The sequence below is a fragment of the Acinetobacter calcoaceticus ANC 3811 genome, assembly GCF_000399665.1.
GTDB classification, from domain to species: domain Bacteria; phylum Pseudomonadota; class Gammaproteobacteria; order Pseudomonadales; family Moraxellaceae; genus Acinetobacter; species Acinetobacter calcoaceticus_B.
In genome coordinates this window covers 3247708-3270647 of the sequence record NZ_KB976986.1, presented here as the reverse complement: position 1 = coordinate 3270647, position 22940 = coordinate 3247708, and the positions used below count along the sequence as shown (strand labels likewise).

Here is a 22940-nt window from a genome sequence, read left to right as displayed (position 1 = left end):
AAAGAGGTGGTTAGGGATGCCACAACTAAAAAACTATACGGGTTCGGTCTATGGAGGGCTCGGACACCTATTAAAAGCCTACTGTGAAGCCAATCAATTAGCGATTCCAAAACAATTAGAGCAAATTCAAAATCTGGAACGCTTTGACTACGTCGTTTGGCGCGATCTATTAGAAGTGATTTATAAACTAGACCCGAAGCCGGGATTAGGCCTAGAAATTGCCAAATATGTACAACCAAAACACTTAGGGATTATTGCCTACCTCGCACTCTCTTGCGATAACTTAGGTGAAGCTTTAATTCGCTATCATGATTTTCATCGTCTGATTTATGATGGCAGCCCTTTAGTCGTTGAGCTACAAGGAAGATATGGCTCTATTCGCTGGGAAGCGACTGAGTTACACCCTACTCAGCTTACCGATGAAATCGCGATTGCACTGGTGATTCAGTTCTTACGTCTTTTTATGTCTCATGAAGACGTGCATTTACATGAGGTACATTTTTTAAATGCGGCGCCCAAAAACATTAGGGTTTATGAACAATACTTTCAATGTCCCGTTCGTTTTAGCCAGCCACGTACCGAGTTACTCATTCCAATTACGGAAATTCATAAGCCGCTTAGCAGCGCCGACCATACTCTGCAACAATTATTGGTTCAGCAAGCACAAGCTCTTTTAGAGCAATTACCAAATTCAACCCAACTTGATCAGCGTTTACAGCATTCAATTTTGACTGGACTACAAAAGAACCAATATCAAATTGAATATATTGCTGCTCAGCTCGGCCTTTCGGTCCGACAACTCCAACGCCACTTGCAACAACAAGACACCACCTTTCAAGAACGTGTTCAGCAAGTGCGGTTCATGCTCGCAACTGAATATTTAAAGGATCCGCATTTAAGCTTACAAGAGATTGCACTTTTGCTTTGTTACTCGGAACAAAGTGCTTTTCAAAGAGCTTTTAAACATTGGACTGATCAAACACCACAACAATGGAGAGAACATTTTTTAGACAAAAATTAACCTACCAAAACTTACAAATCTTTTCTTGATTAAAACAACACTGAAAACAAAAATTTCATATAGTCACATGCTTTAAATTTATGTGACGTATTTCACATTAATTAAAATAGATTAAATAAATGAGTAATCAGAATGAATAAATATTTTGCTGAATTTCTAGGTACGTTTTGGCTAGTCTTTGGTGGTTGTGGTAGCGCAGTATTAGCCGCAGCTTTCCCTGAACTTGGTATTGGCTTTGCAGGTGTAGCCCTTGCCTTTGGTTTAACCGTACTCACAGGCGCTTATGCTCTAGGGCATATCTCAGGTGGACATTTTAATCCCGCGGTAAGTGTTGGCCTTTGGGTCGGCGGCCGCTTCGATGCTAAAGATTTAATTCCCTATATCGTTGCTCAAGTGGTCGGTGCGACTGCTGCTGCATTTGTTCTCTATATTATTGCTCAAGGCCAAGCGGGCTTTAGTGGTGTTGGTGGTTTTGCTTCAAATGGTTTCGGTGATTTATCACCAAACAAATTTGGCTTAGGTTCAGCTTTCTTAATTGAAGTGGTACTTACAGCTTTCTTCTTAATCATTATTTTAGGTGCAACTGACCGCCGCGCACCTGCTGGCTTCGCTCCTATTGCGATTGGTTTAGGCTTAACACTCATACACTTAATCAGTATTCCAGTAACCAACACTTCGGTGAACCCTGCACGTAGTACAGGTGTCGCGTTCTTTGCTGAAACTGCTGCTTTAAGTCAGTTGTGGTTGTTCTGGGTAGCGCCGATTTTAGGAGCTGTGATTGGGGCGATTATTTATAAGGTAGTTGCTGGGGAGAAGGATTAACTGCACGACCACAAGTACCATGTTCACTCAAGTAGTAGTTGTGTAGGTAATGCCTCACTTTTGAGTGAGCAAAAGTGACAAAACTCATTCGTTTCACTGACGTTACTTCCATGTAACGCAGTGAAACAGGCGGCATCCGTGCCGCCGTCACGATAGCAAATTGAGTAAAATAATATTTATTACAAAAACGGATTATTAATTTCTTGTTCAGCTGGACGTTCAATTTTCTCTGGCAATTCTTCTTTTTCCAAAGCCGCAACCACTTCGTTTAAAAAGCTCTGTAAAGCCTTCGCTTGTTCTAATCCGACTTTGTCTTTGGTAATTTGCAAGTTGCCATAAATGCTGACGCAATCGACATCATTTTCTAATGTTAAATCTTCAATTGAAGAAGACTCTGTACCCTTTTCAAATGGCTTAAACATAGGTCTTGTCTCTTTGTTATATCTTCACAGTGTAATACGACCAATTTAAAAAAAATCGATCAAAATTAAAAGTGCCGATAAAATTAAAAATGCTCCCATCAAGATATTAAAATATTTCAAACGGTTGCCCTGATTCAATACGACTGAAAATTTATCGCCACATAGTCCCCAAAAGAACAAACATGCATAGCAAGTAAAGAAATAAATAACGATAAAGATCGGCAACGACTGCGAGTTTTCAATGCTTGTAAACATGGTAATGCCCGACACACAAGCCAACCATGCTTTTGGATTGAGCCACTGTAACAAGAAACCATCTTTAAAATTAGGAATGATCATCTGTTCTACAGGAGCACTTGAAATTGAAATATTGGTGGCAGAAAGAATAATTTTTATGCCGATATAACAAACAAATAGCGTTCCACAAATCGCAAGAATCTTTAATACAACAGGAAACTGAGTTAATAAACTCTGAAGACCAAATGCCATAAAAATTAGAAGTAAAGTAAAGCCAATCGTCGCACCTGAAATGTAAGGAAGCGATCTTTTTAAACCATGATTTAAACTGGTCGATAAAATGACAGTATTCACTGGGCCTGGGGTAATAGACATTGCAAATGAAAAAAGAAACATCGAAGCAAACATTGTTATTGTCCTTATTAAAATAGAATCCATAGACAGATCTGTCTACAGATTCTATTTTAAATATTTACGATGTTGCAATAACAATCAAAAAAAGCTGCTTATTTCAATATTTGCAAGAAATAGTTCACCAAGGCATCAACCAATTGTTTCACAATCGCTTTTCTAGTTTCTTCATCAATGCTTGGAACTTTTGCTTCCATTGGTTCTGATGAACCACTTTTTTGCTTTTTAAACTGATCTTGTAACGCTTTAATTTGATCGACGTTTAAGTCCTGTTCACACTGGCTCTCACCATCCCAATGTAAATAGTCTAACTTCTGATTTGGCTTAACCGACGTTGCCGTTAAAGGGAGACGATAGACATTACGCTTTTGCTGCTCCGTTAACTGCGGGAACAGGTTAACACCTAAGCGTTCTTCAAGGTAGCAAACACTCACCACTTTCACTTGTAGAGAGTTATTGTTGGGTGCGTAGTAAGCCCCAATAGCGCCCGTTTTTGGTATATATACCGCTTTATAAACGGCTGTTGGAACAATGACACCCTTGCCAATCGTTTTAAGGCGTTTACCCTCAAAAACAGGGCCAGTAACCACATATACATCTTGTTTCTGCTTAGTCGCAAGGGCACGTGTCGCTTCTTCAAGTTTACGCCAAACTTCCTGATTATTTTTAGGCGCTTGCGGCACCATGTTACTTAGCGAGAAACTATCTGACTGTGAATTTTTATTTGGCATATCACCATTCGGTGCCATATGACCACGGTCATAGCCTGAACCACGATAATCACTTAAAAGTGAGCGATGCTTTAGATCAATACGGGTTTCTTCATGAAAACTATCTTCACGCTTAATTTTAACGCTTAAACGTTCCGGACTTAGATGTTCAGCCGACCATAACGGCGTTTTAGAGATGCCTGAATACAAGACATTAAAGCCATTAAAGCACAGCGGATAACTGTCTTTTTTTAAGCTTTCTTTATTTAAAGCGGGTGGCACTTCCCGATAAAACTGATTAAGACAAGTCGAGTTAGTACTTAAAGGGGAAAACCACTGCGAAATCTTTTCACTACCAAATGCAATCGCAAAACTTCCCGCAGCAATACAAGCAAGAATAATCTTGCCAAAATGCTCACTTAGAGAGAATGAGGTTGTACCTTTACTACGTTTTTTACTTGCCATATTTCTATCAATACCACGGTCCACGCGCAGCTTAACAATCCTGCTTTTTTAAGTATATCTCTTATCTTTCAAATGGTTAAAACATGGTCATCTTTTTTGTAACTCCATTTCCCCTTACGTAACAATCTGTTGGAATTATGAGAGGCTTTGGCTATTGAATTACGCCAATTGCGTATCTTTCGTTGAAAAACACTGATTGCTTATGACATGGTTAGCTCCACAAATTTGGATAAAAATATAATCGGAGTCCACTTAATGATCCATTCAAAGATTATTGGTATTGGCGTAATCACGGGATTATGTAGTATGGCCGCTTTGGCTGAACCAGCAGTCCAGCCAGGAGATACTTTAGAAAGTTTGTCTAAAGTGAAAGTTACTACAACGGTAAATGGCCAACCCGGCTCTATTAGCGATTTAGTCAATAGCGGACAAGTACAGCAAGTTTCTGCTGCACCGACAAATGCAGCGCCTACGGGTGCTCCTATTCCGGCAGACGTTCCACCAGCGCCTCCAGCAGGCGGTGAAATGGCACCTCCGGCTGCACCAATGGATGCAGTGCCACCTGCACAAGATCAGGCGTCTCCAGCGCCACAAGATCCAACTCAGTCGGCAGATCCAATGGCAAAAGATGGTGGTTTGCCAGCAGATGCACCTGTTCAAGCTCAATAATCAGAGCCATAAAAAAACCAAGACATCTGTCTTGGTTTTTTTATTACATCAATTTTTATATTTCGATTTGACTTCCTAACTCAACCACACGGTTGGTTGGAATCTGATAGAAGTCACTCACCGGACTGGTATTACGCTGCATAGAGATAAATAGTTTCTCTCTCCATGGAGACATACCGTCGCCCACCGAATGAACAATACGATCGCGCGAAATAAAGAAGCTGATGTGCATCAAGTCATATTCAAGACCTAACTGCTCATAAGCTTGCATAAGTGCTTTGGGTACATTCATTTCATCTTTAAAGCCGTAGAAGATTTTAATACGATAGAAATGTTCAGCTAGGGCTTCTGTCGAAATACGCTCTTCTGCTGCAACAAACGGTACATCTTCAATGACTACAGTCACCAAAATATTGCGCTGATGTAGCACTTTATTGTGCTTAATGTTATGAAGCATGGCATGTGGCACAACGTTTGGCGTACCCGTCATAAAGACAGCATCACCTGGCACCCAATGCACACTATTACCAATACTTTTTACAAACAAATCTAGCGACAATGTATCGTGTTCAAGCTTGGCAAACGTCAGCTCACGGCCACGTTTCCATGTCATTAAGATGGTCACAGCAATCGCACCAATCAATAATGGCACCCAACCGCCCGACAACACTTTAAGTGAAGTCGCTGCAACTAACACTGACTCTAAAACAAAGAATGGAATAATCAGGAGTAGCACTTTTGGCATGCTCCACTTCCAAGCTGAATAGATGAACACAGCAACCAAAATCGTGTCACACAGCATCGTCAAGGTTACAGCTAGACCATACGCACTTGCCAAGTTTGAGCTGGTTTTGAAAATCAAGATTAAGATAATAATTGCGATTAAAAGCAACCAGTTTAAGAAAGGAACATAAATCTGGCCTTCTTCTGAATCAGAGGTATGTTTAATACTTAAACGTGGTAAATAGCCCAATTGAATCGCTTGGCGAGCAAGTGAAAATACCCCAGAAATTACAGCTTGAGAGGCAATTACAGTTGCCATGGTCGCCATAATAATCATTGGGTAAAGTGCCCACTGTGGCACCAATAAATAGAACGGGTTTTCAATCGCCGCTGGATCTCTTAACAGTAATGCACCCTGACCTGCGTAGTTTAAAACCAAGCATGGCAACACCACAAAGAACCATGCTAGACGAATCGGAACTGGTCCGAAATGTCCCATATCGGCATAAAGCGCTTCACCACCAGTCACTGTTAAAACGACAGCACCCATAACGAAAAAGGTCATTAGGGGTTGATGGTAGATAAACTGAATCGCCCAATGCGGACTAAACATGCCTAATACCACAGGGGTTTGAATCACACTGTGAAGACCTAACATTCCTAAAGACAGGAACCATACCATCGTAATCGGGCCAAAAAACTTACCGACAAAAGCCGTACCGTGTTTTTGTACCAAAAACAACGCGATGATAATGGTAATCGCAATTGGCATGATGAATGGGTCAAACACATCGGTTGCAATAGACAAGCCTTCGACTGCCGAGAGTACCGAAATGGCTGGGGTAATAATACCGTCACCAAAAAACAGCGATGCCCCAATAAAGCCAATCGCAATCATGTAGATTTTTTTGTTATCGGCAATTTTGGCTTTACGTAGGTTCAATGCGAGTAAGGCCATGATTCCGCCTTCGCCATTGTTGTCTGCACGCATAACGATGGCGACATACTTGATGCTGATGATCAGCATTAAGCACCAAAAAATAATGGATAAAATTCCTAATACGTTTTCAGGCTTAATTCCCAACCCATGCGCTGCATGGAAGGACTCTTTTAGGGCGTAGAGTGGACTTGTTCCAATATCTCCAAAGACCACCCCAAGAGCTGCCAAAGCCGTGGCAGGCAAGGTTGCTTTTTTGGCCGTATTTTGCATTGTGTAATTAAACCAATATGATTTTTATCGCAATCTTATCACCTCTATTATTTTTTTTCTGTAAAGCTCATCTTAAATCTTGGCAGAACAAGATTTTTTAGTTACTATCGCACGCCTTGGTGAGGTGTCCGAGTGGCTTAAGGAGCACGCCTGGAAAGTGTGTATACGTTTGCGCGTATCGAGGGTTCGAATCCCTCTCTCACCGCCAGAATTGAAATTTAAAGAGGCTTAAACCTAATGGGTTTAGGCTTTTTTATTAACCAAATATTAAAAAACAGCCTCGAAAAAACCGATAACTTTTTCATCTTATTTAAGCCATAGATTAAATCAAACATTTCAACTCAATGAAAAATCTCACTTCTTTAGCTAAACAAGCAATTAACTTAGATAACAATTTAAATTTACCCTTTTCAATTTATTCGGCCTACAAAGAACAAAAAATTAGAAATGTTCCGATTACGAAACCGTTACTCATCGCTATTTTTAGTGGCGTTAAAGAATTAGGAAGAACTGAAAATATTGTATGTGAAGCTGGTTCTTTTATATTTTTATCAAATAGCGCCAGCATTGATATGCGCAATATTCCAAATCAAGAAGAATATTTTGCACTCCTCATCGAGTTCGACTTTGATGATTTTAAAGACCTCCCAAATCCATCAGGAACTTCTAAAAAATTTGTACAAGGCCAACTCACCGCCTTACTAGAAAATGCACTTTCTCAATTTATAGATTTTTCTCTCATTGCCCCGTCTTCTATTTTTAAATTTAGAAGAAGAGAGCTTTTAGAGCTTATTTATCATTCTGGTTACACCGACATCTCTAGCCTAAACATGACTACAAGCTTGAGTGAAAAAGTTCAGGCATTAATTTCTGATCATCTATCTACAGAACTTACAGCTGAATTTATAGCATCCCAACTTTTTATGAGTTCATCGACGCTAAGAAGAAAGCTAAAAAGTGAGGGAAATAGCATTCAAGATATTCGTAATAGAGTAAGGCTGGGGCATGGATTACATTTAATTCAAACCACCAACGCCAGTATTGGCAATATTGCCTTTGAATGTGGCTATCAATCTCAATCGAGATTTACTGAACAATTTAAAAATTTATTTGGTATTACTCCACGTGAGCTACGAAAAACTAAAATGCTTAATTAAGGCGAATTTATGGCAAATCAGCGTATAAAGAATTTTTAAAATAGAACTTAAAATCTTTTGGACATTTACAAAAGATACTTAAGAAAGCAGATGAAAAAAGTAGCAGTCATTTTATCAGGTTGTGGTTATTTGGATGGTTCTGAAATTAGAGAATCAGTTTTAACCCTATTAGCTTTAGATACAGCCAATATTGAATATCAAATTTTTGCACCTGATGAGCCTTTGTTTCATGTTATCGACCATGTGAGTGGCGAAATAAACATGACTGAGCAGAGAAATATTTTACAAGAAGCAGGACGAATTGCCCGAGGTGAAATTTCCTCACTCGATCAACTTAATGAAAATGAATTTGATGGCCTTCTTCTTCCGGGTGGATTCGGAGTCGCAAAAAATTTATCAACTTTTGCCTTTAAAGGAGCAGAAGCAAGAGTACATTCTACAGTTGCCTCAATTTTAAAAGCCTTTCATCAAAGTAAGAAACCGATCGGAGCAATTTGCATATCCCCTGCACTATTAGCACTTACTTTTGGAGACTTACACCCAAATATCACTTTGGGGTCTGACGTTAACACTGCTAAAGAAATTGAAAAAACTGGTTCAATTCATCATGTTTGTCAAACCTCAAACTGCGTGGTCGATAAACAAAACTTATTTGTTACTACGCCTGCCTATATGGATGATCAAGCTGGTTTAAAGGATGTTTTTTTAGGAATTAAAAGTTTAGTTAATGCCATGATAACTTTGGCAAATTAAGGTGTTGGATTCGGGATAGAAATTTCTATCCCTATCTTTTATTGAGTTTCTTACATCAAATCTAAATAAAATCAATCTAATCAACTATAAGTAACTTCGCACCATTTAGGCTAAAAGACTGATGTGGCTCGGAATTATCTCCTACTTGATAACTCATTCCTGAAGTTAAAGTAAATGTTCGACCATCTTTCAATCTACTTTCTAGCTCCCCTTCTAGGCAAAATAATATGTGCCCTTTTTCACACCAATGGTCCGCTAAGTAATTCGCTGAGTACTCGACAAGTCTTACTCTAATTTTATTTGTTTCTTCACCAAAAAATTGAGTTTTCCAATAAGCTTTTCCAGTTTCACCGCTATATTCAGTGACTTCAACTTCTTCCCAGTTTGTAATTTGAAATGGAAAAGGCGCGATATTCATAATTTTTTCCAAAGACGTATTATTGTATTTTCAACTTATAGATAAAATTGGTTTTTGCAAATGATTTAGAAATATTTCCTCTTAAGGCCCGCTGCCGAACTCAGTAATGAGCCAATTAGATTTCGGATCTTTTTGTACAACAGTTACAAACAAAATATAGTTTCCCGTAGGATCACCAGCAACTTCCGCATGTACTGTTTTTATCTTTATGGCGACTGAAATCATTTTATAAAATTGTTGATAGTAGTCAGGTCTATTTTTTGGTGAGTCGTAACGAACTTTTAGCACTTCTAGAACTTTGGAGTCTTTATAGACATAAGCTATTTCATCACTTCGAATGTTTGATTTCTCGCCTGACCAAACATATTTATATGCTGTGGCTGAATCTCCATTAGAAAGTGAATTAAAAAAGGAAATGACAGTTTTCCTAGCCTGTTCTTTTTCAGAATTAACCTTTTTCTCGTATGCTTCAAAGGCTGCAAATAAACATAGTCCAGCAAGAAGCAGTCCAATAATTATAAAGATTCTAGACTTTAGCATTTGGCTCCCTTTCTAATTTTAAAATGCTGTGTTAAATAAATAACTAAAATAATATGTTAAAAATCTACTCTACTATTCTTACCTAAAATGTCCAACTTCTCTTAGAAATAGAATTATTAAAGACCCAAACCTTACGTTCAGGCCTTCCTTCTTTAAACCTACTCAGACAACGCTAATAACTTCTGAACATACTGCACCGCATTATCCGCTATGTCTTGGTGAGTCGGAACATCGTCATCTTCTGAAGGGTTTGTGTCTAAACCATAAAATGCATGAAGTGGTTGATAGTCCGCCCCAACATATAAAGCTGTTAGCTTAAATGGAGTAAAAATCTGCTCTAAAGAAAGGTTATATCCACCATACTCTGAATAAACCTTTTCTTTCACACCAGCAGATACAGCCAATATAAACTTTTTATTTTTAAGCTTGTCGCCTTTTGAGCCATACGCCCAACCATAAGTCAAAACCTCATCAAGCCATTGTTTCAAAAGTGGCGGGCAGTTAAACCAATACACAGGGAATTGGAATACTAAATTTTCGTGTTCTTCGACCAGTGCTTGCTCTTTGGCAACATCAATTACCCCATCTGGGTAGGCTTGATAAATTTGGTGAACTGTAAATTGGTCTGGATATTTTTCTAGTTCCTCTACCCATCTTTTATTTACAACAGACTGGTCTATGTGGGGATGGGTAACAATGACTAATGTCTTTTTCATTATGAAAACACTCTTATCGGAAAGTAGATAAATCGATTATAGAAGTGTGCTTTCCTAAATATAAGTACGGTAATTTATGTTATATACTATACTAAAAGATAGTGTAGATTTTAAAAATGACTGAATGCGTTCCATCACATACGCCATTAGAAGAGACAGGTTTTGGCTACACTCTTTCTTTAATTAATGGCAAATATAAAATGATTATTATGTATTGGCTGTATGAAAAAAATGTCATGCGTTTTAATGAGATGCAACGCTGCATTGGCAATATTTCATTTAGAACACTCAGCAATACACTTAAAGAATTGGAAAGAGACCAGCTTATTATTCGCAAGGAATATCCTCAAATTCCGCCAAAGGTTGAGTATCGCCTTTCGGAAAGAGGCCAATCTTTAATTCCATTGTTAGATATAATGTGCGATTGGGGCGAGCGTAATAAATCGTCTTAGTTTTATAGACTTGAAGTGATACTAAATATGAGAAATGAATTAAGAGAAATGTTTATTAAGGGATGCGACGATAAAATTGAAAAGAAGGGAGACAATGTTGGTCTGTCTTTTTACGCTTTTTTTAAAAATAAAAATGATAACCCTGAGTTACTGATGGAAGCAGCGCATTGGTGGATTATTGACCATAAGCTAGATCACTTCGAGAAGGCAGTAAAAATTAAAGAGTTGGTTTTGAGTGAAAGCTAAAAATTAGCATCAAAGACTATCAGAAAAAGGATAGTCTTTGATTTCTTATAAATCATCTTAGTTTTGATAAAAAATAGAATATCTGAATTAAAAACTTAAATATAAAATAATTTAATTATCTCTGATAAACTATAAAATATTAACATTATGATATTAATAAATATGAAATTTTCAACCTATATATTTTTAATAGTTTTACTTTGTGGGTGTGGTTTTAAACCTCAATTTAGACCAACTAAGATGTATTCAGGAAATGAAAATAAAGATGAATCTGATTTTTCACTAATTTATATTGATTGGATGGAAACAGCACAAACATATAAAAAAGTAGGACAAACCGAAATTACTGAAATAAACAATATAAAAGTAGCTGAAAGAGTACCAACCTTCGGTAGCAAATATATGCTTCAAGTATTACCAGGAGAACAAAATATCACTACTTATATATTAATTATTAAAGGTTATATACCAAATATAAATCTCCTTAGAATAGAAGAGATAACCTTTAAATTACCTCAGTTTAATACTGAGCCAAATAAAATTTATGTACTATGTCCTCTAAAAGGTAAAAATATAAAATTTAACGTAAGAATATATCCATATACTCGGCAAGAAATCTTAAAGAATAAAGGAATGACTGATTTCTTAATACGTCCATGTAGAACAATGGATAAGCTTTCCATTCAATAATCATTTAATTTCAATTTTCAGATGAATCTTTTACTAAAAAAGCCTAACTCCCGTCAGGCCTTCCCCCCATCAAACCCGACTTAAAAAATATTCGAGTAATGCATCCCTTTCATCGGTGTTATTGGTCCCCAAAAGCTGAACCATGGCCCCATCAATCACAAATAAAAACATGTGTGCGTCTTCAACTGTAGCAGTCGTTTTTACAGTTAAAAGCAGTTTAAGAATTTCTTTAATGAACCAGTTTCGATAGTCAATGACGAGTTTATAAGCTGCTGGATAGATCTTTTCAATTTCAAAAATGGCTTTAAATGGCAAACGATAAAAGCCCTCTAATTTTGCATGTAAGAGGTAAATTTTCTTGAGCTTATCGAATGCCATGAGTTCATGGTACGAATGAATAATTGAAAACACCTCATGTTTTAAGGCATCTATTTGAAAAGTTAAGCTCATCTGAATGAGCCTTTCTTTTGAGTGAAAATAGTTATAAAAAGTGGCTTTGGGAATTTTGGCTTCCTCAATAATTCGATCTATACCGATATGAAACCCATGTTGTTTAAATAAACCTTTTGCTGTGTGGAGCACGCTTAATGCTCTAAATGAAGCTTCTAAATTTGGCATTTTTATACCGTTTAAAATAATTTTTTGTTGTATGTAAAAGAGATAGAAATGCCGTCACTCTTAAATTGAGCGCTAAATACAGGCATGCAAAAGCCGCACAAAAATGGTGTGCTCGCCTATCTCAGGTTTTATTGTTGCTATGATTTTTTAGTCGTAATGACCTATGGCTTAAGACCTAGAGTCGGTTAAACCGTTTTAAAGACCAGTTGAGTATCGAGTCAAAGATTTTGGCAATGGTTGCCAATGAGAGAGATGAAATAGTACGCATATGACGGATTCCTGTACAAATAAGGATTCTGCCTATCTCTGCTAAAAGATGGTGGCAGAACGAAAGGGGGTTAGCAGACTGGGTACAGAACCAGCACACCCGAAGGTGTCCCCCCTCCGCCCTACCGCAACGTGAGGGAGACGAGTTGAATACAAACAGACCTCTCCCTCAGAAGGAATAAATCTGATGTAATCTGTACCGCGGCCTGCTAAGACCGACTGGCAATGTAGGCCAGCAGGCAAAGGATAATCCGCACGTTTTTGAGTGTCAATGTGATATTGGCTATTCATTCATAAATGATTATTTTTATTTTTCATTGGCATAGTGATTAAAGAATATATTTTCTTAAAGTTTAGTTTGTCTGGTTATTTCATTATTAATTTATCATTCATTTTCAAAACTGTTTAAATGACCCGATTGATCCCGCCATAAATAAAAGCTACAGTAAATAAAGTTTGAATTTTATAACTTTAAACAAATTAATGACGCATGCAGGCAAAGACATGGAAATCATACATGATTTTTATCGACGCTTTTCTTTAACCAGAGATAGCGATTACTCGGTTCCATCGACTTCGTTTGGACATTTTAACGTGTTCCAACGTGATGCCTGCTCGTTTCTCACGCCTTATAGCCGCCGCGATTATTATAAAATTTCACTGGTTTTAGGCACAGGCGAACTTCATTATGCTAACCGCTGGATTCGGGTAGACCGCCCTGCTTTACTGTTTTCAAACCCGATGGTTCCCTACGCTTGGGAAATTAATTCGCCCGAACAGGCAGGCTGGTTTTGTCTATTTACCGAAGAGTTTGTAAACCAAGAATCGAGACAAAGCTTTTTAAAAGACTCGCCGCTTTTTAAAGTCGACGGCGACCCGCTATATTTTTTAAACGACCAACAAGTTGAAGAAATTTCATTTATTTTCAAAAAGATGATGACTGAAATAAATTCAGACTATATTCATAAATACAATGTTTTAAGAAACTATTTGCACCTGATTGTGCATGAAGCCATGAAAATGCAACCGACCCAACAGTTTGAAAAACATAGTAATGCTGCGGTTCGGATTTGCCATTTGTTCTTTGAATTATTAGAGCGCCAGTTCCCCATCGACTCGCCCCATTTTCAGCTTAAACTCAAAACTGCAAATGACTATGCCTATGGCTTGTCAGTGCATGTAAACCATTTAAACCGAGCGGTAAAAGAAGCTACAGGAAAAACCACCTCTGAGCATATTAGCTCGCGCATTACGCAAGAAGCCAAAGCGCTGCTACAACACACCAGTTGGAATATTTCTGAAGTTGCCTATAGCTTAGGCTTTGAATATTCAGCGTATTTCACCAACTTCTTTAAGAAAAATACGGGTTTTTCGCCTAAGAAGTTCCGAGAAGATTGTGTGGCCTAAAAACAGATTGTTTGAATTTTATAATTATTGGTTTGAATGTTATACGTCAGTTTGAGCCAAAGCATTTTATAGTTTTTCTACTCAAGTGATTTTGCAAAAAGAGTGTGAAAAATGAAATATAGAACTTTAGGACAAACAGGCGAAAAAGTATCAGCACTTGGTTTAGGTTGCATGGGAATGAGCTTTGCCTATGGTGCCTCAGACGACACACAAAGCATTGCCACTCTAGAAAAGTCATTAGACCTCGGCATTAACTTTTGGGACACCGCCGACATGTACGGCAACGGCGCAAATGAAGTGTTGCTCTCAAAAGTTTTAGAAAAACATCGCGACAAAGTGTTCTTGGCGACCAAATTTGGCTTTCGTTATAAAGAAGACAACCTTAACCCACAAAACTCTTTAGAGTCTTATATCGATGGTTCGCCAGAGTGGATTAAAGTTGCGGTCGAAAACAGTTTAAAACGCTTAAATACAGACGTAATTGATTTGTATTATGCACACCGCATTGATCCAAATATTCCAGTTGAAGACACCATTGGCGCAATGGCTGACTTGGTGAAACAAGGTAAAGTTCGTTATTTAGGACTCAGTGAAGCATCGGCTGAAACCATTCGTAAAGCGCATGCGATTCACCCGATTGCAGCGGTTCAACATGAATATTCATTGCTTACTCGCGAGCTGGAAGATACTCACTTTCAAACCATTCGTGAGTTAGGTATTAGCCTAGTGCCGTATTCTCCGTTATCGCGTGGTTTAATCACCAATACGCTTGATGTGAGCAGCCTAGACGAAAGTGATTTCCGTCGTCAGTTACCACGCTATCAAGGCGATAACTGGAAAAATAACCAAAGCTTGGCGCAAGCATTTAGCGACTTTGCTCAAAGCAAAAATGCAACAGCGGCTCAACTGGCTTTGGCTTGGATCTTGGCGCAAGGTGACGACATTATTCCAATTCCGGGTACGCGTAAAATCGAACGTCTTGTTGAAAATGCGGGTGCTGTAGACCTTGAATTAACAGCCGCAGATTTGGCAGAAATCGACACGATTATTGCAAGATATCCAAACATGGGTGCGCGCTATAACGCCGAGCAACTTGCTGCGGTGAATCACTAAAATATAAGTCATAAAAAAGTCCGACTCAGTGTCGGACTTTTTTAATTTAGTCTTTGCTATAACTGCCCTGCTGACGACCATCATTCCAAGTCACGTCCAGCGATTTGTCCGAAATCGTCAGACTTTCTGGAAATATACTTAAATCCTTTTTAAATTTCGGATCTGGTTTTAAACCAATACAGTCACCATTTTTCCACCAAGTCCCTTCGGCATATTGGTCTAAAGCGCCATAAGCCAACATCCATTTAAACTTACCGTCTGGCTGAAGTAAAAGTTCCGAACCAACCTCCATCACGCCATTTAAATAATAGTGCCCACTCCACGCCTCATCGGCTTTTTGGAATTTCACTTCTTTGCATGTACTGGTTGGCTCGGCGTAAATTTGAGATGAAATCGCAATTGTAAAAACGAGTAGCAACCGTGCAAATATATTCATCATTCAATTCCCTGTTTTTTAGTTTTATTTTCCAGACTCAACTTTTAAATAAGTTCCGTCTGCATAAACGTTATGTCCAAAGCCACAACCTGACTCACCTTCATTTTGTTTGGCTTGAATATAATTTCCTAATTTCGCGTTGGTTTTAAAATCGAGCTGAATTCGGCAGTCTTCATTTTTATAGACTGTTTGCTTTTTACTACTCGGCATTTTGGTATCGAACTCACCCATATTTGGACCATAAATTAAGCTTCTAAGTCCCATATATAAACCAGCATAGCTGATTGCATATTGGCCCTTCTCACGTTTTACCGTGATGTGATCCCACTCACCAAAACCTGAGTAACGCACATATTCGCCTGACAAATCATTTGAGGCTTTAGGTGTTGGTAATTGCTTAAGGTTAAACTGGCTCGATTTTGATTTTTCATCGAGCATAAACCACGACCTTGCCCAAAGTGGCTGACCCAATTTGGCATAGGCTAAGCCCACATTATTGTTGGCAACTTCCACATCACGGTCGGTAAATTTAACTGTCGTTTCATCTGCATTGGCCTTACAAAATGCAGTCCAAGAGGCTTGGTTCTGGAAATTTTCGAGCGCCTTTTTATATTGTTTTTGGTCGTAGTTTTTCTTACCCAAGCTCGCGTATTGCTTCACTTTATTACAGCTTTGCTGTAGCTCTTGTTCAAAAGAAAACTCTGCATGCGTGACCGCCAAAGCCGAAAGTGTCAGAACCGCGCAACCTGAAATAATAGATTTAATCATTTTTAAAATTCTTTAATAATTAACTAATTATATAATATGAGTTAGTTCTATAAATCACAATTCTCTGAAACAAAAGTCCCTTACAATACTATTTAAATTAGGCACTTTCATTACGCCATTTAAAAAGGCCTGAACACTTTAAGTCCAAGCCTTTTGATTTTTAGAATTTAGCCAAATCTCAACTAAGAAGATTCACTCAGACTCAAATTAGAATGATGATTTTGACAAATTGCGCTTTGCAAACTATATATTAAAAATTATTTAGCAATATTTAATATAATTATTAACTAAACTTAAGATAAAAAACACTATGCTCCAATACACCCTACAAATTAAAAATATTATCTTATTTTTTAGAAATTCTAATTAAAATAATAAAACGAAATATTAAAAAAATAATTAACAATTGAATAACAATTATTTTATCAAAACCAAATAAGTTTAAATTAATATCCCATGCCATTATAATCTCAATAACTTTAAACTCATGGAAAAAAAGAAATTTGATAAATCTATATTGCAAGATATAAAGAAGCTATATAGCTATGATAATTGGCATGGCCCCCTTGCCTTAATTACTGACTATTTCATTATCATTATTTTTATCCTGTTAAGTGAATATTCTTCTTGGTTTTTACCAATAACTATTTTAGTCATTGGTAGTAGACAAAGAGCTTTAGCAACAATTTTACATGAGGCATCCCATTCAGCATTAACTAAAAATAAAAAATTTGGAAAGATATTAGGGACTTACTTTTCAGGTTATTTAATTTTCCAAAGTTGGGATAGTTATTTTAAATCACATGTAAAAGATCATCACATTAAACTTGGTAGTGATGCAGATCCAGATTTTAATTATTATAAGAAATCTGGAATATTTAAAAATTATTCAAAGTCATCTTACTTATGGAAGTTCTTTTGGTCAAAATTATTATTTTTAAATATAAAATCCAGTTTAGTTTATCTTATTAAACATCGACTAATGAGTGCATCCACTAAAATTGAATTTATTAAAATGCTATTTATAAATTTTACCTTTATTAGTATTGGTTCATATTTTTTTGGGTATAAATTCTATTTTCTTTATTGGCTATTACCTTATTTAACTACATTTCAACTCATTACTTGGTTTATTGAACTTGCTGAACACTATCCTATGATTAAATCTGCACGAGTTAATATTAGTGCTAGTAGAAATCGATTCAGCCATCCAATTGAACATTTTTTAACTGGCATGCATAGTGAAAACTACCATCTAATACATCATTTATTTCCTGCCATTCCTTTCTGGAGACTTAACGAGGCTCATAAAGTTTTATTAGAAGATAAAGAGTATCGAGCTTTAAACAATGATTTTGGTGGAATATTTTTTTCCAGAAATAATGTAGACTCTATGTGGTTTAAGATTTGGAAGAATTATAAGAGTGAATAATCTAGTTATTGGAACGCTATTTGCACTTTGTGCAGCGGCTTTAAATGCATCTATTGGTGTCATTAGTAAATTACTTATGCACAGTGGTTTAAACCCACAAGACATTGCCTTTCTAAAAACAATTATCGCGTTCTTCTTTTTAAGTGTGTTTTTATTTAAAGTCCCTGTTAGCCAAAAAATTGCTTTTATTAGCAGTACTCCAAGCAAACTGAGTGTTTTTATCCAAATTGCGATATGTGCTTTTTTGGGTATTTTTTCACTGTTCTTTTTCGAAACTATTGCCTATAACCATGGTGCAGCAGCCAATGTCGTTGTGGTACTCATGGCTTCAGCCGCTATTTCAGCTTTATTTTTTGGTAGATTAGTTTTAAAAGAAAGTATTTATATTCATTCTATTGCTGGAACATTACTAGCTGTAGCAGGTATTAGTTTAATTTCATGGAAAGGTGAAAATAGTTTATTAATGCTTATCAATGCCTCTATTGCAGGTATTGGATATGGCTTATTTTCAGTATTAATTAAAAAATTCAGATTAAACGGTGGGTTATTTCTAACTAAGTATTTATTACTTTTTGGTAGTGTTTATCTTGCAGTTCCCTTTTTAATTAACTTCCATAGCATTACTTTTAACACCAATATTATTTTAGGTTTAATTGGCTTGGCTGTTCTGCCGACCATTCTTGGATTTTATTGCACAACCAAAGCGTTAACATATCTACCCGCCTCGAAAGTACAAGTGACCGAACTTTCCGAACCCATTTTTGCAGCACTGATGGCTTGGGTTTTCATTCATGAACAGCCGACCTTATCGTTTTTATATGGCGCAATTTTCATTATTTCAGGCATTGTTTTAATTAATAAAGCGCCTAAAGCATAAACCAATTTCATTGATATTCTTCTGCATGGTGACAAGCCACTTGCACCACGCTGGCAAAATTAATTGCCATTTGTGAAGGGGCATGTTTTTTATAAGCAAGCCCTAAACCCACCGTAGGTACAGGTGCTTTCAAAGAACGATAAGCCACGCCCTGTATTTGCAATTGTTTGGTCGACTCCGGCACCAAAGACACACCTAAATTTGCAGAGACTAACGATAAAATTGACACAATTTGCGGGGCATTTTGTCCAATTTTTGGTTCAAAACCACGCTCATGACAGGCTTGTTTAATTGCATCGAAAAGCCCTGCGCTAATTGAAGGTGGCGAGACAATAAAATCAAGTTCTCGGAGTGCCGTTAAATCAATTTCTGGTGATGAATCGTCTAGACTTAAAGACTCAGAAGGCAAAGCAGCAATTAACGGTTCAGCCAATAACTCTTGAATAATTAAGCTGTCTGGAATATTGCGAGGTGACCGAATAATGGCGACATCTAAACGGTCTTCGAGTAATAAATCGATGAGCAATAAGGTGTTCGCCTCTTCAAGTTTTAAATCCACTTTAGGATATTGCTGTTGGAAATAACGAACGCATTTTGGAATTAGAGGATTCAACATTGAGGTGCCTGTAAAACCCAATCGTAATTGACCTACTTCACCATTTGCCACCTGTTTAACCAAGTTAGCAGCATCTTCTACACGCTGCTGTACAGGCTGAATCGCATTTAAAAAGGCAAGCCCAGCTTCGGTCAGCTCCACCCCATGCGGAGAACGAATAAATAAATCTGCGCCTAGCTCTTCCTCTAAGTCCCTTATTTGCATGCTTAAAGGCGGCTGACTCATGTTTAAGCGTTGCGCCGCTCTGGTAAAGTTTTTTTCTTCTGCTACTGCTAAAAAGTAGCGTATATGCCTGAGTTCCATCGCTATATATAAAACATATCATGACCTATTGTTAAATATATTAGAAAAATACCTTCTAAATTGCTAATTTTAATTTATCGAATTTTCTCGATGCAGCATGCCTCACAAGCACTGCTATTTCTTTCTGTCATGGTCATGATATGAACTCTTCATCTACACCCAGTACCTTAAGCACTGAGGCAACTTCTGTTCTTTCCCGCGAATGGATTCACAAAGGGACTAAAGCCTATAAACATGCAGGTTTCGCTTTATTCCTCGTAGGATTTGCCAGTTTCTCTCTGATTTATTGTGTACAGCCACTCCTGCCAGCATTCAGTCAAAGCTTCCAAATTAGCCCTGCGAGCAGCTCTCTTACCCTGTCTTTAACCACTGCCTTTTTAGCTATTTCGATTGTGTTATCTAGTGCTTTTTCACAAGCGATTGGTCGTCGTGGTGTCATCTTCAGCTCAATGCTGTGTGCAGCTATTCTTAATATTGTGGCTATGTTTACACCTAACTGGCATAGCTTACTCATAGCACGAGCACTAGAGGGCCTATTGCTTGGCGGTGTACCAGCCGTAACTATGGCTTGGATTGCCGAAGAAATCGCACCTGAACACTTGGGTAAAACCATGGGTTTGTATATTGCAGGTACGGCCTTTGGTGGAATGATGGGCCGTGTCGGCATGGGCATTTTGATTGAATATTTTTCTTGGCGCACAGCCTTAGGCTTACTTGGCGCAATCTGTTTTATTTGCTCAATTGCCTTTTTGAATTTACTTCCTGCTTCGCGTAATTTCGTACAGAAAAAAGGTTTGAATTTAGATTTTCACCTGCAAATGTGGCGGACCCATTTAAGTAATACTAAATTATTACGCCTGTTTGCCATTGGTTTCTTGCTCACGAGTGTGTTTGTGACCTTGTTTAACTACGCTACTTTCCGTTTAAGTGGAGCGCCTTATTCGCTGAGTCAGACTCAAATCAGCCTTATTTTTCTGTCATATAGCTTTGGTATGGTATCTTCATCATTGGCGGGTACGCTAGCCGATCGCTTCGGTAAAAAAACCATGATGATGAGCGGCTTTGCCTTAATGATTGTGGGTAGCCTCATGACACTACTCAGCTCACTTTTCGGCATTATTATTGGCATTGCATTTATTACCACAGGTTTTTTTATTACCCACTCACTCACCAGTAGTTCCGTTGGTGCTGAAAGCAAACAAGCCAAAGCCCACGCTAGCTCGCTGTACTTACTGTTTTATTACATGGGTTCGAGTATTGTCGGCTCAGCAGGTGGCTGGTTCTGGTTACACGGCGGCTGGAGTGCGATTGTAGGCTTAACCGTTGTACTGTCGTTACTTGGAATATTTTTAGTCGTTTATACATCACACGCAAAAGCTCAATAATTTTTAAATGAAAGGAAAATCACATGTCGAGTTTATTTGTTTATGGCACTTTAGGCCCAGGTCGTCCTAATGCCCATATACTTGAAAATATTGGCGGACAATGGGCAGAAGGTTGGGTCAACGGAACCTTACATAATGAAGGTTGGGGAGCAGATTTAGGCTATCCGGGAATTGAGCTGGATGAAAGTACCAATCAAGTTCAAGGTTTTGTTTTTAGCTCAGAACATTTAAATGCAAACTGGAAATTACTTGATGACTTTGAAGGTGAAGAATACGAAAGAGTACCTGTACAGGTCACTTTAAATAGTGGCGAACATGTTGATTCTTTTATTTATGTGTTGAAGTCTTAGGTTATTTCTAAAGCTCAAGCACATAAACATTTAAAAATTGATAGAAAAAATTTAAGTGGTCATTTTTTGGCTTGTATTTTTTTAAAGAAACTGTAAAATTCATTCCACGTCGCCGACATAGCTCAGTTGGTAGAGCAACTGACTTGTAATCAGTAGGTCCACAGTTCGAATCCGTGTGTCGGCACCATCATTAAACCTCATGAATATTTGATTTATGGGGTTTTTTGTTGCCTATAGGTTTTGAAATACTTAACTATTTATAATTATTACCAAAAAATTGAGTGCAGACCTATTGATCTACATCCTTCAAATTATTTTTCATATTTCTCTAATTCAATAATCATCTCTTTTGCTTTCGCTATAGTTTTATAGCAAAACATATTAAGAATATTTTAAAGAATATCTTTTCGATAAAAAGCTCTTGTTTAAAACTATGTTTTTTTAATTCGATAAATATTTATTATAAACTTAAGCTTCAAAATAAATTTATAAAACGAATTTATTCTTTAAACAAGTAAAATAGGATGCTGCTAATTTATTAAAAATATATAATTAAAATAAGAAATATTAAAAAGATACGATTATAATGCGCCCCCAAATAAGGTCATATGAATAAGACCTATTTTATAAACTTTAATTCATTAAGATACCAATACGGAAAAGTATGAAACTTTGTTTTATTTTACCTGCTTTATTTCTAACGTTGCCTTTAACAACATATGCTCAAGACACCACATCTCAGCCTCAGATGCAAACTACTGCAAACCCACCTATTTGCTTAATTGAGGGTACTCCTTCAGCAGAGCACTATAAATCTATTAAACGTATTAAAGCCGCGAAAGGAACCTATGGTGGTTTTGAAGAAGTAAAACCTAAATTAGCGATCGTTGCTCGTAAATACGGCGCAGATGTGGTGATTAATTATCATCAAAGCCAAAGATTTGGTTTCTGGCCGTGGCGTATTGTTCGTCCTGTACTTACAGGAACTGCCGTGAAATGGAATACGCCAGTTGATTGCACAGCATTAGGCGGCAAACAAATTTATTAATACAAAATGAAAAAAGCCCAACATCCTGTTGGGCTTTTTTCGTATTTCGTTACTAGGTACACTTCCTGTAATACCTCACATCCTGATGCTTAAACTTATTGTTGTTGTTTTACGTTTCGGAACTTCCTGTTCCTGATGAGTTCATCATAGGTAATTTACAGAGTTGTAAAAAGACGCCAATTTCCCGAATCTATGTAAGAAAAAGCTTACGAGCTTGTCAGAATGCCTCTATCCTTCTTTCTTCTTCTCTATCATTTTTTCAAAGTGTCTAAGGTTCGGATTCAACGTATCCCAAGCGTAGGCTTGGCTCACAAACACCTCTGCTCTAGGCTGATAGAGACTCGGGTCATCAAGCGTACCTGCACGTATTGAAATCATTTCAGGGGCAATTTCAGGTAAGCCAAAAAGCTGAGAACCACAAGTCGGGCAAAATGCTCTTTTAATAGGTCGGCCAGAAGATCCTAAAGTCTCAAAATATTTAAGTTCACCATTCACTTTCAATTCAGATTGGTGAAAAAAAGCAATTGGTGCATATGCTGAACCTGTTGCCTTCTGGCAATCTCGACAATGGCAATTAAAGCTATAACGTGGCTCCGCTTCGCTTTGGTAGCTCACAGCTCCACATAAACACGATCCTTGATATTTGACTGACATGGCT

The 22940-nt window shown here is 37.5% G+C and carries 26 protein-coding genes, 2 tRNA genes and 1 pseudogene; 17 read left to right on the top strand and 12 right to left on the bottom strand.

What is annotated here, in order from left to right:
• Positions 1-16 precede the first annotated feature (16 nt).
• Both F935_RS16580 and aqpZ read left to right on the top strand, forming a co-directional pair.
• Complete coding sequence (locus F935_RS16580; RefSeq protein ID WP_016139943.1) at positions 17-1021, top strand: AraC family transcriptional regulator; 1005 nt, start codon at positions 17-19, stop codon at positions 1019-1021.
• A 132-nt stretch (positions 1022-1153) separates the two neighbouring features.
• Positions 1154-1843, top strand: a complete 690-nt coding sequence (aqpZ, locus tag F935_RS16575) for an aquaporin Z (RefSeq protein WP_016139942.1) — start codon at positions 1154-1156, stop codon at positions 1841-1843.
• 179 nt (positions 1844-2022) lie between these two features.
• On the opposite strand, the gene F935_RS16570 is transcribed toward aqpZ, so the two are convergent.
• From F935_RS16570 to F935_RS16560, 3 genes are all read right to left on the bottom strand, one after another.
• Entirely contained in the window at positions 2023-2265 is a 243-nt protein-coding gene (locus tag F935_RS16570; RefSeq protein WP_016139941.1) for a hypothetical protein, read from the bottom strand.
• 45 nt (positions 2266-2310) lie between these two features.
• Positions 2311-2910: a LysE family translocator gene (locus tag F935_RS16565; RefSeq protein WP_016139940.1), complete on the bottom strand. Its 600-nt coding sequence runs from the start codon at positions 2908-2910 to the stop codon at positions 2311-2313.
• A gap of 98 nt (positions 2911-3008) precedes the next feature.
• Positions 3009-4088: a DNA/RNA non-specific endonuclease gene (locus tag F935_RS16560; protein WP_035366375.1), complete on the bottom strand. Its 1080-nt coding sequence runs from the start codon at positions 4086-4088 to the stop codon at positions 3009-3011.
• Between the two features lie 255 nt (positions 4089-4343).
• Between F935_RS16560 and F935_RS16555 the strand changes: the two genes are divergently transcribed.
• The gene (locus F935_RS16555; RefSeq protein ID WP_016139938.1) at positions 4344-4757 is read left to right on the top strand and encodes a hypothetical protein; all 414 of its coding nucleotides are present in this window, start codon (positions 4344-4346) and stop codon (positions 4755-4757) included.
• Positions 4758-4812: 55 nt separating this feature from the next.
• On the opposite strand, the gene F935_RS16550 is transcribed toward F935_RS16555, so the two are convergent.
• Complete coding sequence (locus F935_RS16550) at positions 4813-6690, bottom strand: potassium transporter Kup (RefSeq protein ID WP_016139937.1); 1878 nt, start codon at positions 6688-6690, stop codon at positions 4813-4815.
• Between the two features lie 118 nt (positions 6691-6808).
• On the opposite strand from F935_RS16550, the gene F935_RS16545 reads away from it, so the two are divergent.
• From F935_RS16545 to elbB, 3 genes are all read left to right on the top strand, one after another.
• A tRNA-Ser gene (locus tag F935_RS16545) sits at positions 6809-6898 on the top strand.
• A 136-nt stretch (positions 6899-7034) separates the two neighbouring features.
• Entirely contained in the window at positions 7035-7847 is an 813-nt protein-coding gene (locus F935_RS16540; protein ID WP_016139936.1) for a helix-turn-helix transcriptional regulator, read from the top strand.
• A 90-nt stretch (positions 7848-7937) separates the two neighbouring features.
• On the top strand, positions 7938-8600 hold the full coding sequence (elbB, locus tag F935_RS16535; protein WP_016139935.1) for an isoprenoid biosynthesis glyoxalase ElbB: 663 nt from the start codon (positions 7938-7940) through the stop codon (positions 8598-8600).
• A 76-nt stretch (positions 8601-8676) separates the two neighbouring features.
• Here elbB and F935_RS16530 read toward each other — a convergent pair whose 3' ends face one another.
• From F935_RS16530 to F935_RS16520, 3 genes are all read right to left on the bottom strand, one after another.
• On the bottom strand, positions 8677-9018 hold the full coding sequence (locus tag F935_RS16530) for a DHCW motif cupin fold protein (RefSeq protein ID WP_016139934.1): 342 nt from the start codon (positions 9016-9018) through the stop codon (positions 8677-8679).
• A gap of 81 nt (positions 9019-9099) precedes the next feature.
• Positions 9100-9558: a hypothetical protein gene (locus F935_RS16525; RefSeq protein WP_016139933.1), complete on the bottom strand. Its 459-nt coding sequence runs from the start codon at positions 9556-9558 to the stop codon at positions 9100-9102.
• 158 nt (positions 9559-9716) lie between these two features.
• The gene (locus F935_RS16520) at positions 9717-10274 is read right to left on the bottom strand and encodes an NAD(P)H-dependent oxidoreductase (protein WP_016139932.1); all 558 of its coding nucleotides are present in this window, start codon (positions 10272-10274) and stop codon (positions 9717-9719) included.
• Positions 10275-10390: 116 nt separating this feature from the next.
• Between F935_RS16520 and F935_RS16515 the strand changes: the two genes are divergently transcribed.
• The 3 genes from F935_RS16515 to F935_RS16505 all read left to right on the top strand — a co-directional run bounded on the left by F935_RS16515 (position 10391) and on the right by F935_RS16505 (position 11662).
• A complete protein-coding gene (locus F935_RS16515; RefSeq protein ID WP_016139931.1) occupies positions 10391-10726 on the top strand; it encodes a winged helix-turn-helix transcriptional regulator in 336 nt (111 codons plus the stop codon).
• A gap of 27 nt (positions 10727-10753) precedes the next feature.
• Positions 10754-10972, top strand: a complete 219-nt coding sequence (locus F935_RS16510) for a DUF6500 family protein (RefSeq protein WP_016139930.1) — start codon at positions 10754-10756, stop codon at positions 10970-10972.
• A gap of 162 nt (positions 10973-11134) precedes the next feature.
• Positions 11135-11662: a hypothetical protein gene (locus tag F935_RS16505; protein WP_016139929.1), complete on the top strand. Its 528-nt coding sequence runs from the start codon at positions 11135-11137 to the stop codon at positions 11660-11662.
• Positions 11663-11731: 69 nt separating this feature from the next.
• Here the strand turns inward: F935_RS16505 and F935_RS16500 are convergent, their stop codons facing one another.
• Entirely contained in the window at positions 11732-12280 is a 549-nt protein-coding gene (locus F935_RS16500) for a TetR/AcrR family transcriptional regulator (protein ID WP_016139928.1), read from the bottom strand.
• A 771-nt stretch (positions 12281-13051) separates the two neighbouring features.
• On the opposite strand from F935_RS16500, the gene F935_RS16495 reads away from it, so the two are divergent.
• On the top strand, positions 13052-13954 hold the full coding sequence (locus tag F935_RS16495; protein WP_016139926.1) for a helix-turn-helix domain-containing protein: 903 nt from the start codon (positions 13052-13054) through the stop codon (positions 13952-13954).
• Between the two features lie 111 nt (positions 13955-14065).
• A complete protein-coding gene (locus F935_RS16490; protein ID WP_016139925.1) occupies positions 14066-15067 on the top strand; it encodes an aldo/keto reductase in 1002 nt (333 codons plus the stop codon).
• A gap of 46 nt (positions 15068-15113) precedes the next feature.
• Here the strand turns inward: F935_RS16490 and F935_RS16485 are convergent, their stop codons facing one another.
• Complete coding sequence (locus F935_RS16485) at positions 15114-15506, bottom strand: hypothetical protein (RefSeq protein WP_016139924.1); 393 nt, start codon at positions 15504-15506, stop codon at positions 15114-15116.
• Between the two features lie 21 nt (positions 15507-15527).
• Positions 15528-16271, bottom strand: coding sequence for a hypothetical protein (locus tag F935_RS16480; protein WP_016139923.1), 744 nt, complete (start codon positions 16269-16271; stop codon positions 15528-15530).
• A 487-nt stretch (positions 16272-16758) separates the two neighbouring features.
• Here F935_RS16480 and gntB point away from each other — a divergent pair, with 487 nt between their 5' ends.
• Together gntB and F935_RS16470 are read left to right on the top strand one after the other, a co-directional pair.
• Positions 16759-17703: a guanitoxin biosynthesis L-arginine gamma (S) hydroxylase gene (gene gntB, locus F935_RS16475; protein WP_016139921.1), complete on the top strand. Its 945-nt coding sequence runs from the start codon at positions 16759-16761 to the stop codon at positions 17701-17703.
• Positions 17696-18580, top strand: coding sequence for a DMT family transporter (locus tag F935_RS16470; RefSeq protein WP_016139920.1), 885 nt, complete (start codon positions 17696-17698; stop codon positions 18578-18580). The genes gntB and F935_RS16470 overlap by 8 nt, the downstream gene beginning before the upstream one ends.
• Here F935_RS16470 and sxtR read toward each other — a convergent pair.
• Positions 18554-19499, bottom strand: a pseudogene (gene sxtR, locus F935_RS16465) (multidrug efflux pump transcriptional activator SxtR). The gene F935_RS16470 and the pseudogene sxtR sit on opposite strands and share 27 nt — an antisense overlap.
• 140 nt (positions 19500-19639) lie before the next feature.
• Here sxtR and sxtP point away from each other — a divergent pair.
• From sxtP to F935_RS16445, 4 genes are all read left to right on the top strand, one after another.
• Positions 19640-20884: a multidrug efflux MFS transporter SxtP gene (gene sxtP / locus F935_RS16460; protein ID WP_016139918.1), complete on the top strand. Its 1245-nt coding sequence runs from the start codon at positions 19640-19642 to the stop codon at positions 20882-20884.
• 23 nt (positions 20885-20907) lie between these two features.
• Positions 20908-21234: a gamma-glutamylcyclotransferase family protein gene (locus F935_RS16455; RefSeq protein WP_016139917.1), complete on the top strand. Its 327-nt coding sequence runs from the start codon at positions 20908-20910 to the stop codon at positions 21232-21234.
• Between the two features lie 111 nt (positions 21235-21345).
• A tRNA-Thr gene (locus F935_RS16450) sits at positions 21346-21421 on the top strand.
• 477 nt (positions 21422-21898) lie between these two features.
• A complete protein-coding gene (locus F935_RS16445; RefSeq protein ID WP_016139916.1) occupies positions 21899-22282 on the top strand; it encodes a hypothetical protein in 384 nt (127 codons plus the stop codon).
• Between the two features lie 228 nt (positions 22283-22510).
• On the opposite strand, the gene F935_RS16440 is transcribed toward F935_RS16445, so the two are convergent.
• The gene (locus tag F935_RS16440) at positions 22511-22936 is read right to left on the bottom strand and encodes a GFA family protein (RefSeq protein WP_016139915.1); all 426 of its coding nucleotides are present in this window, start codon (positions 22934-22936) and stop codon (positions 22511-22513) included.
• Positions 22937-22940: the final 4 nt, after the last annotated feature.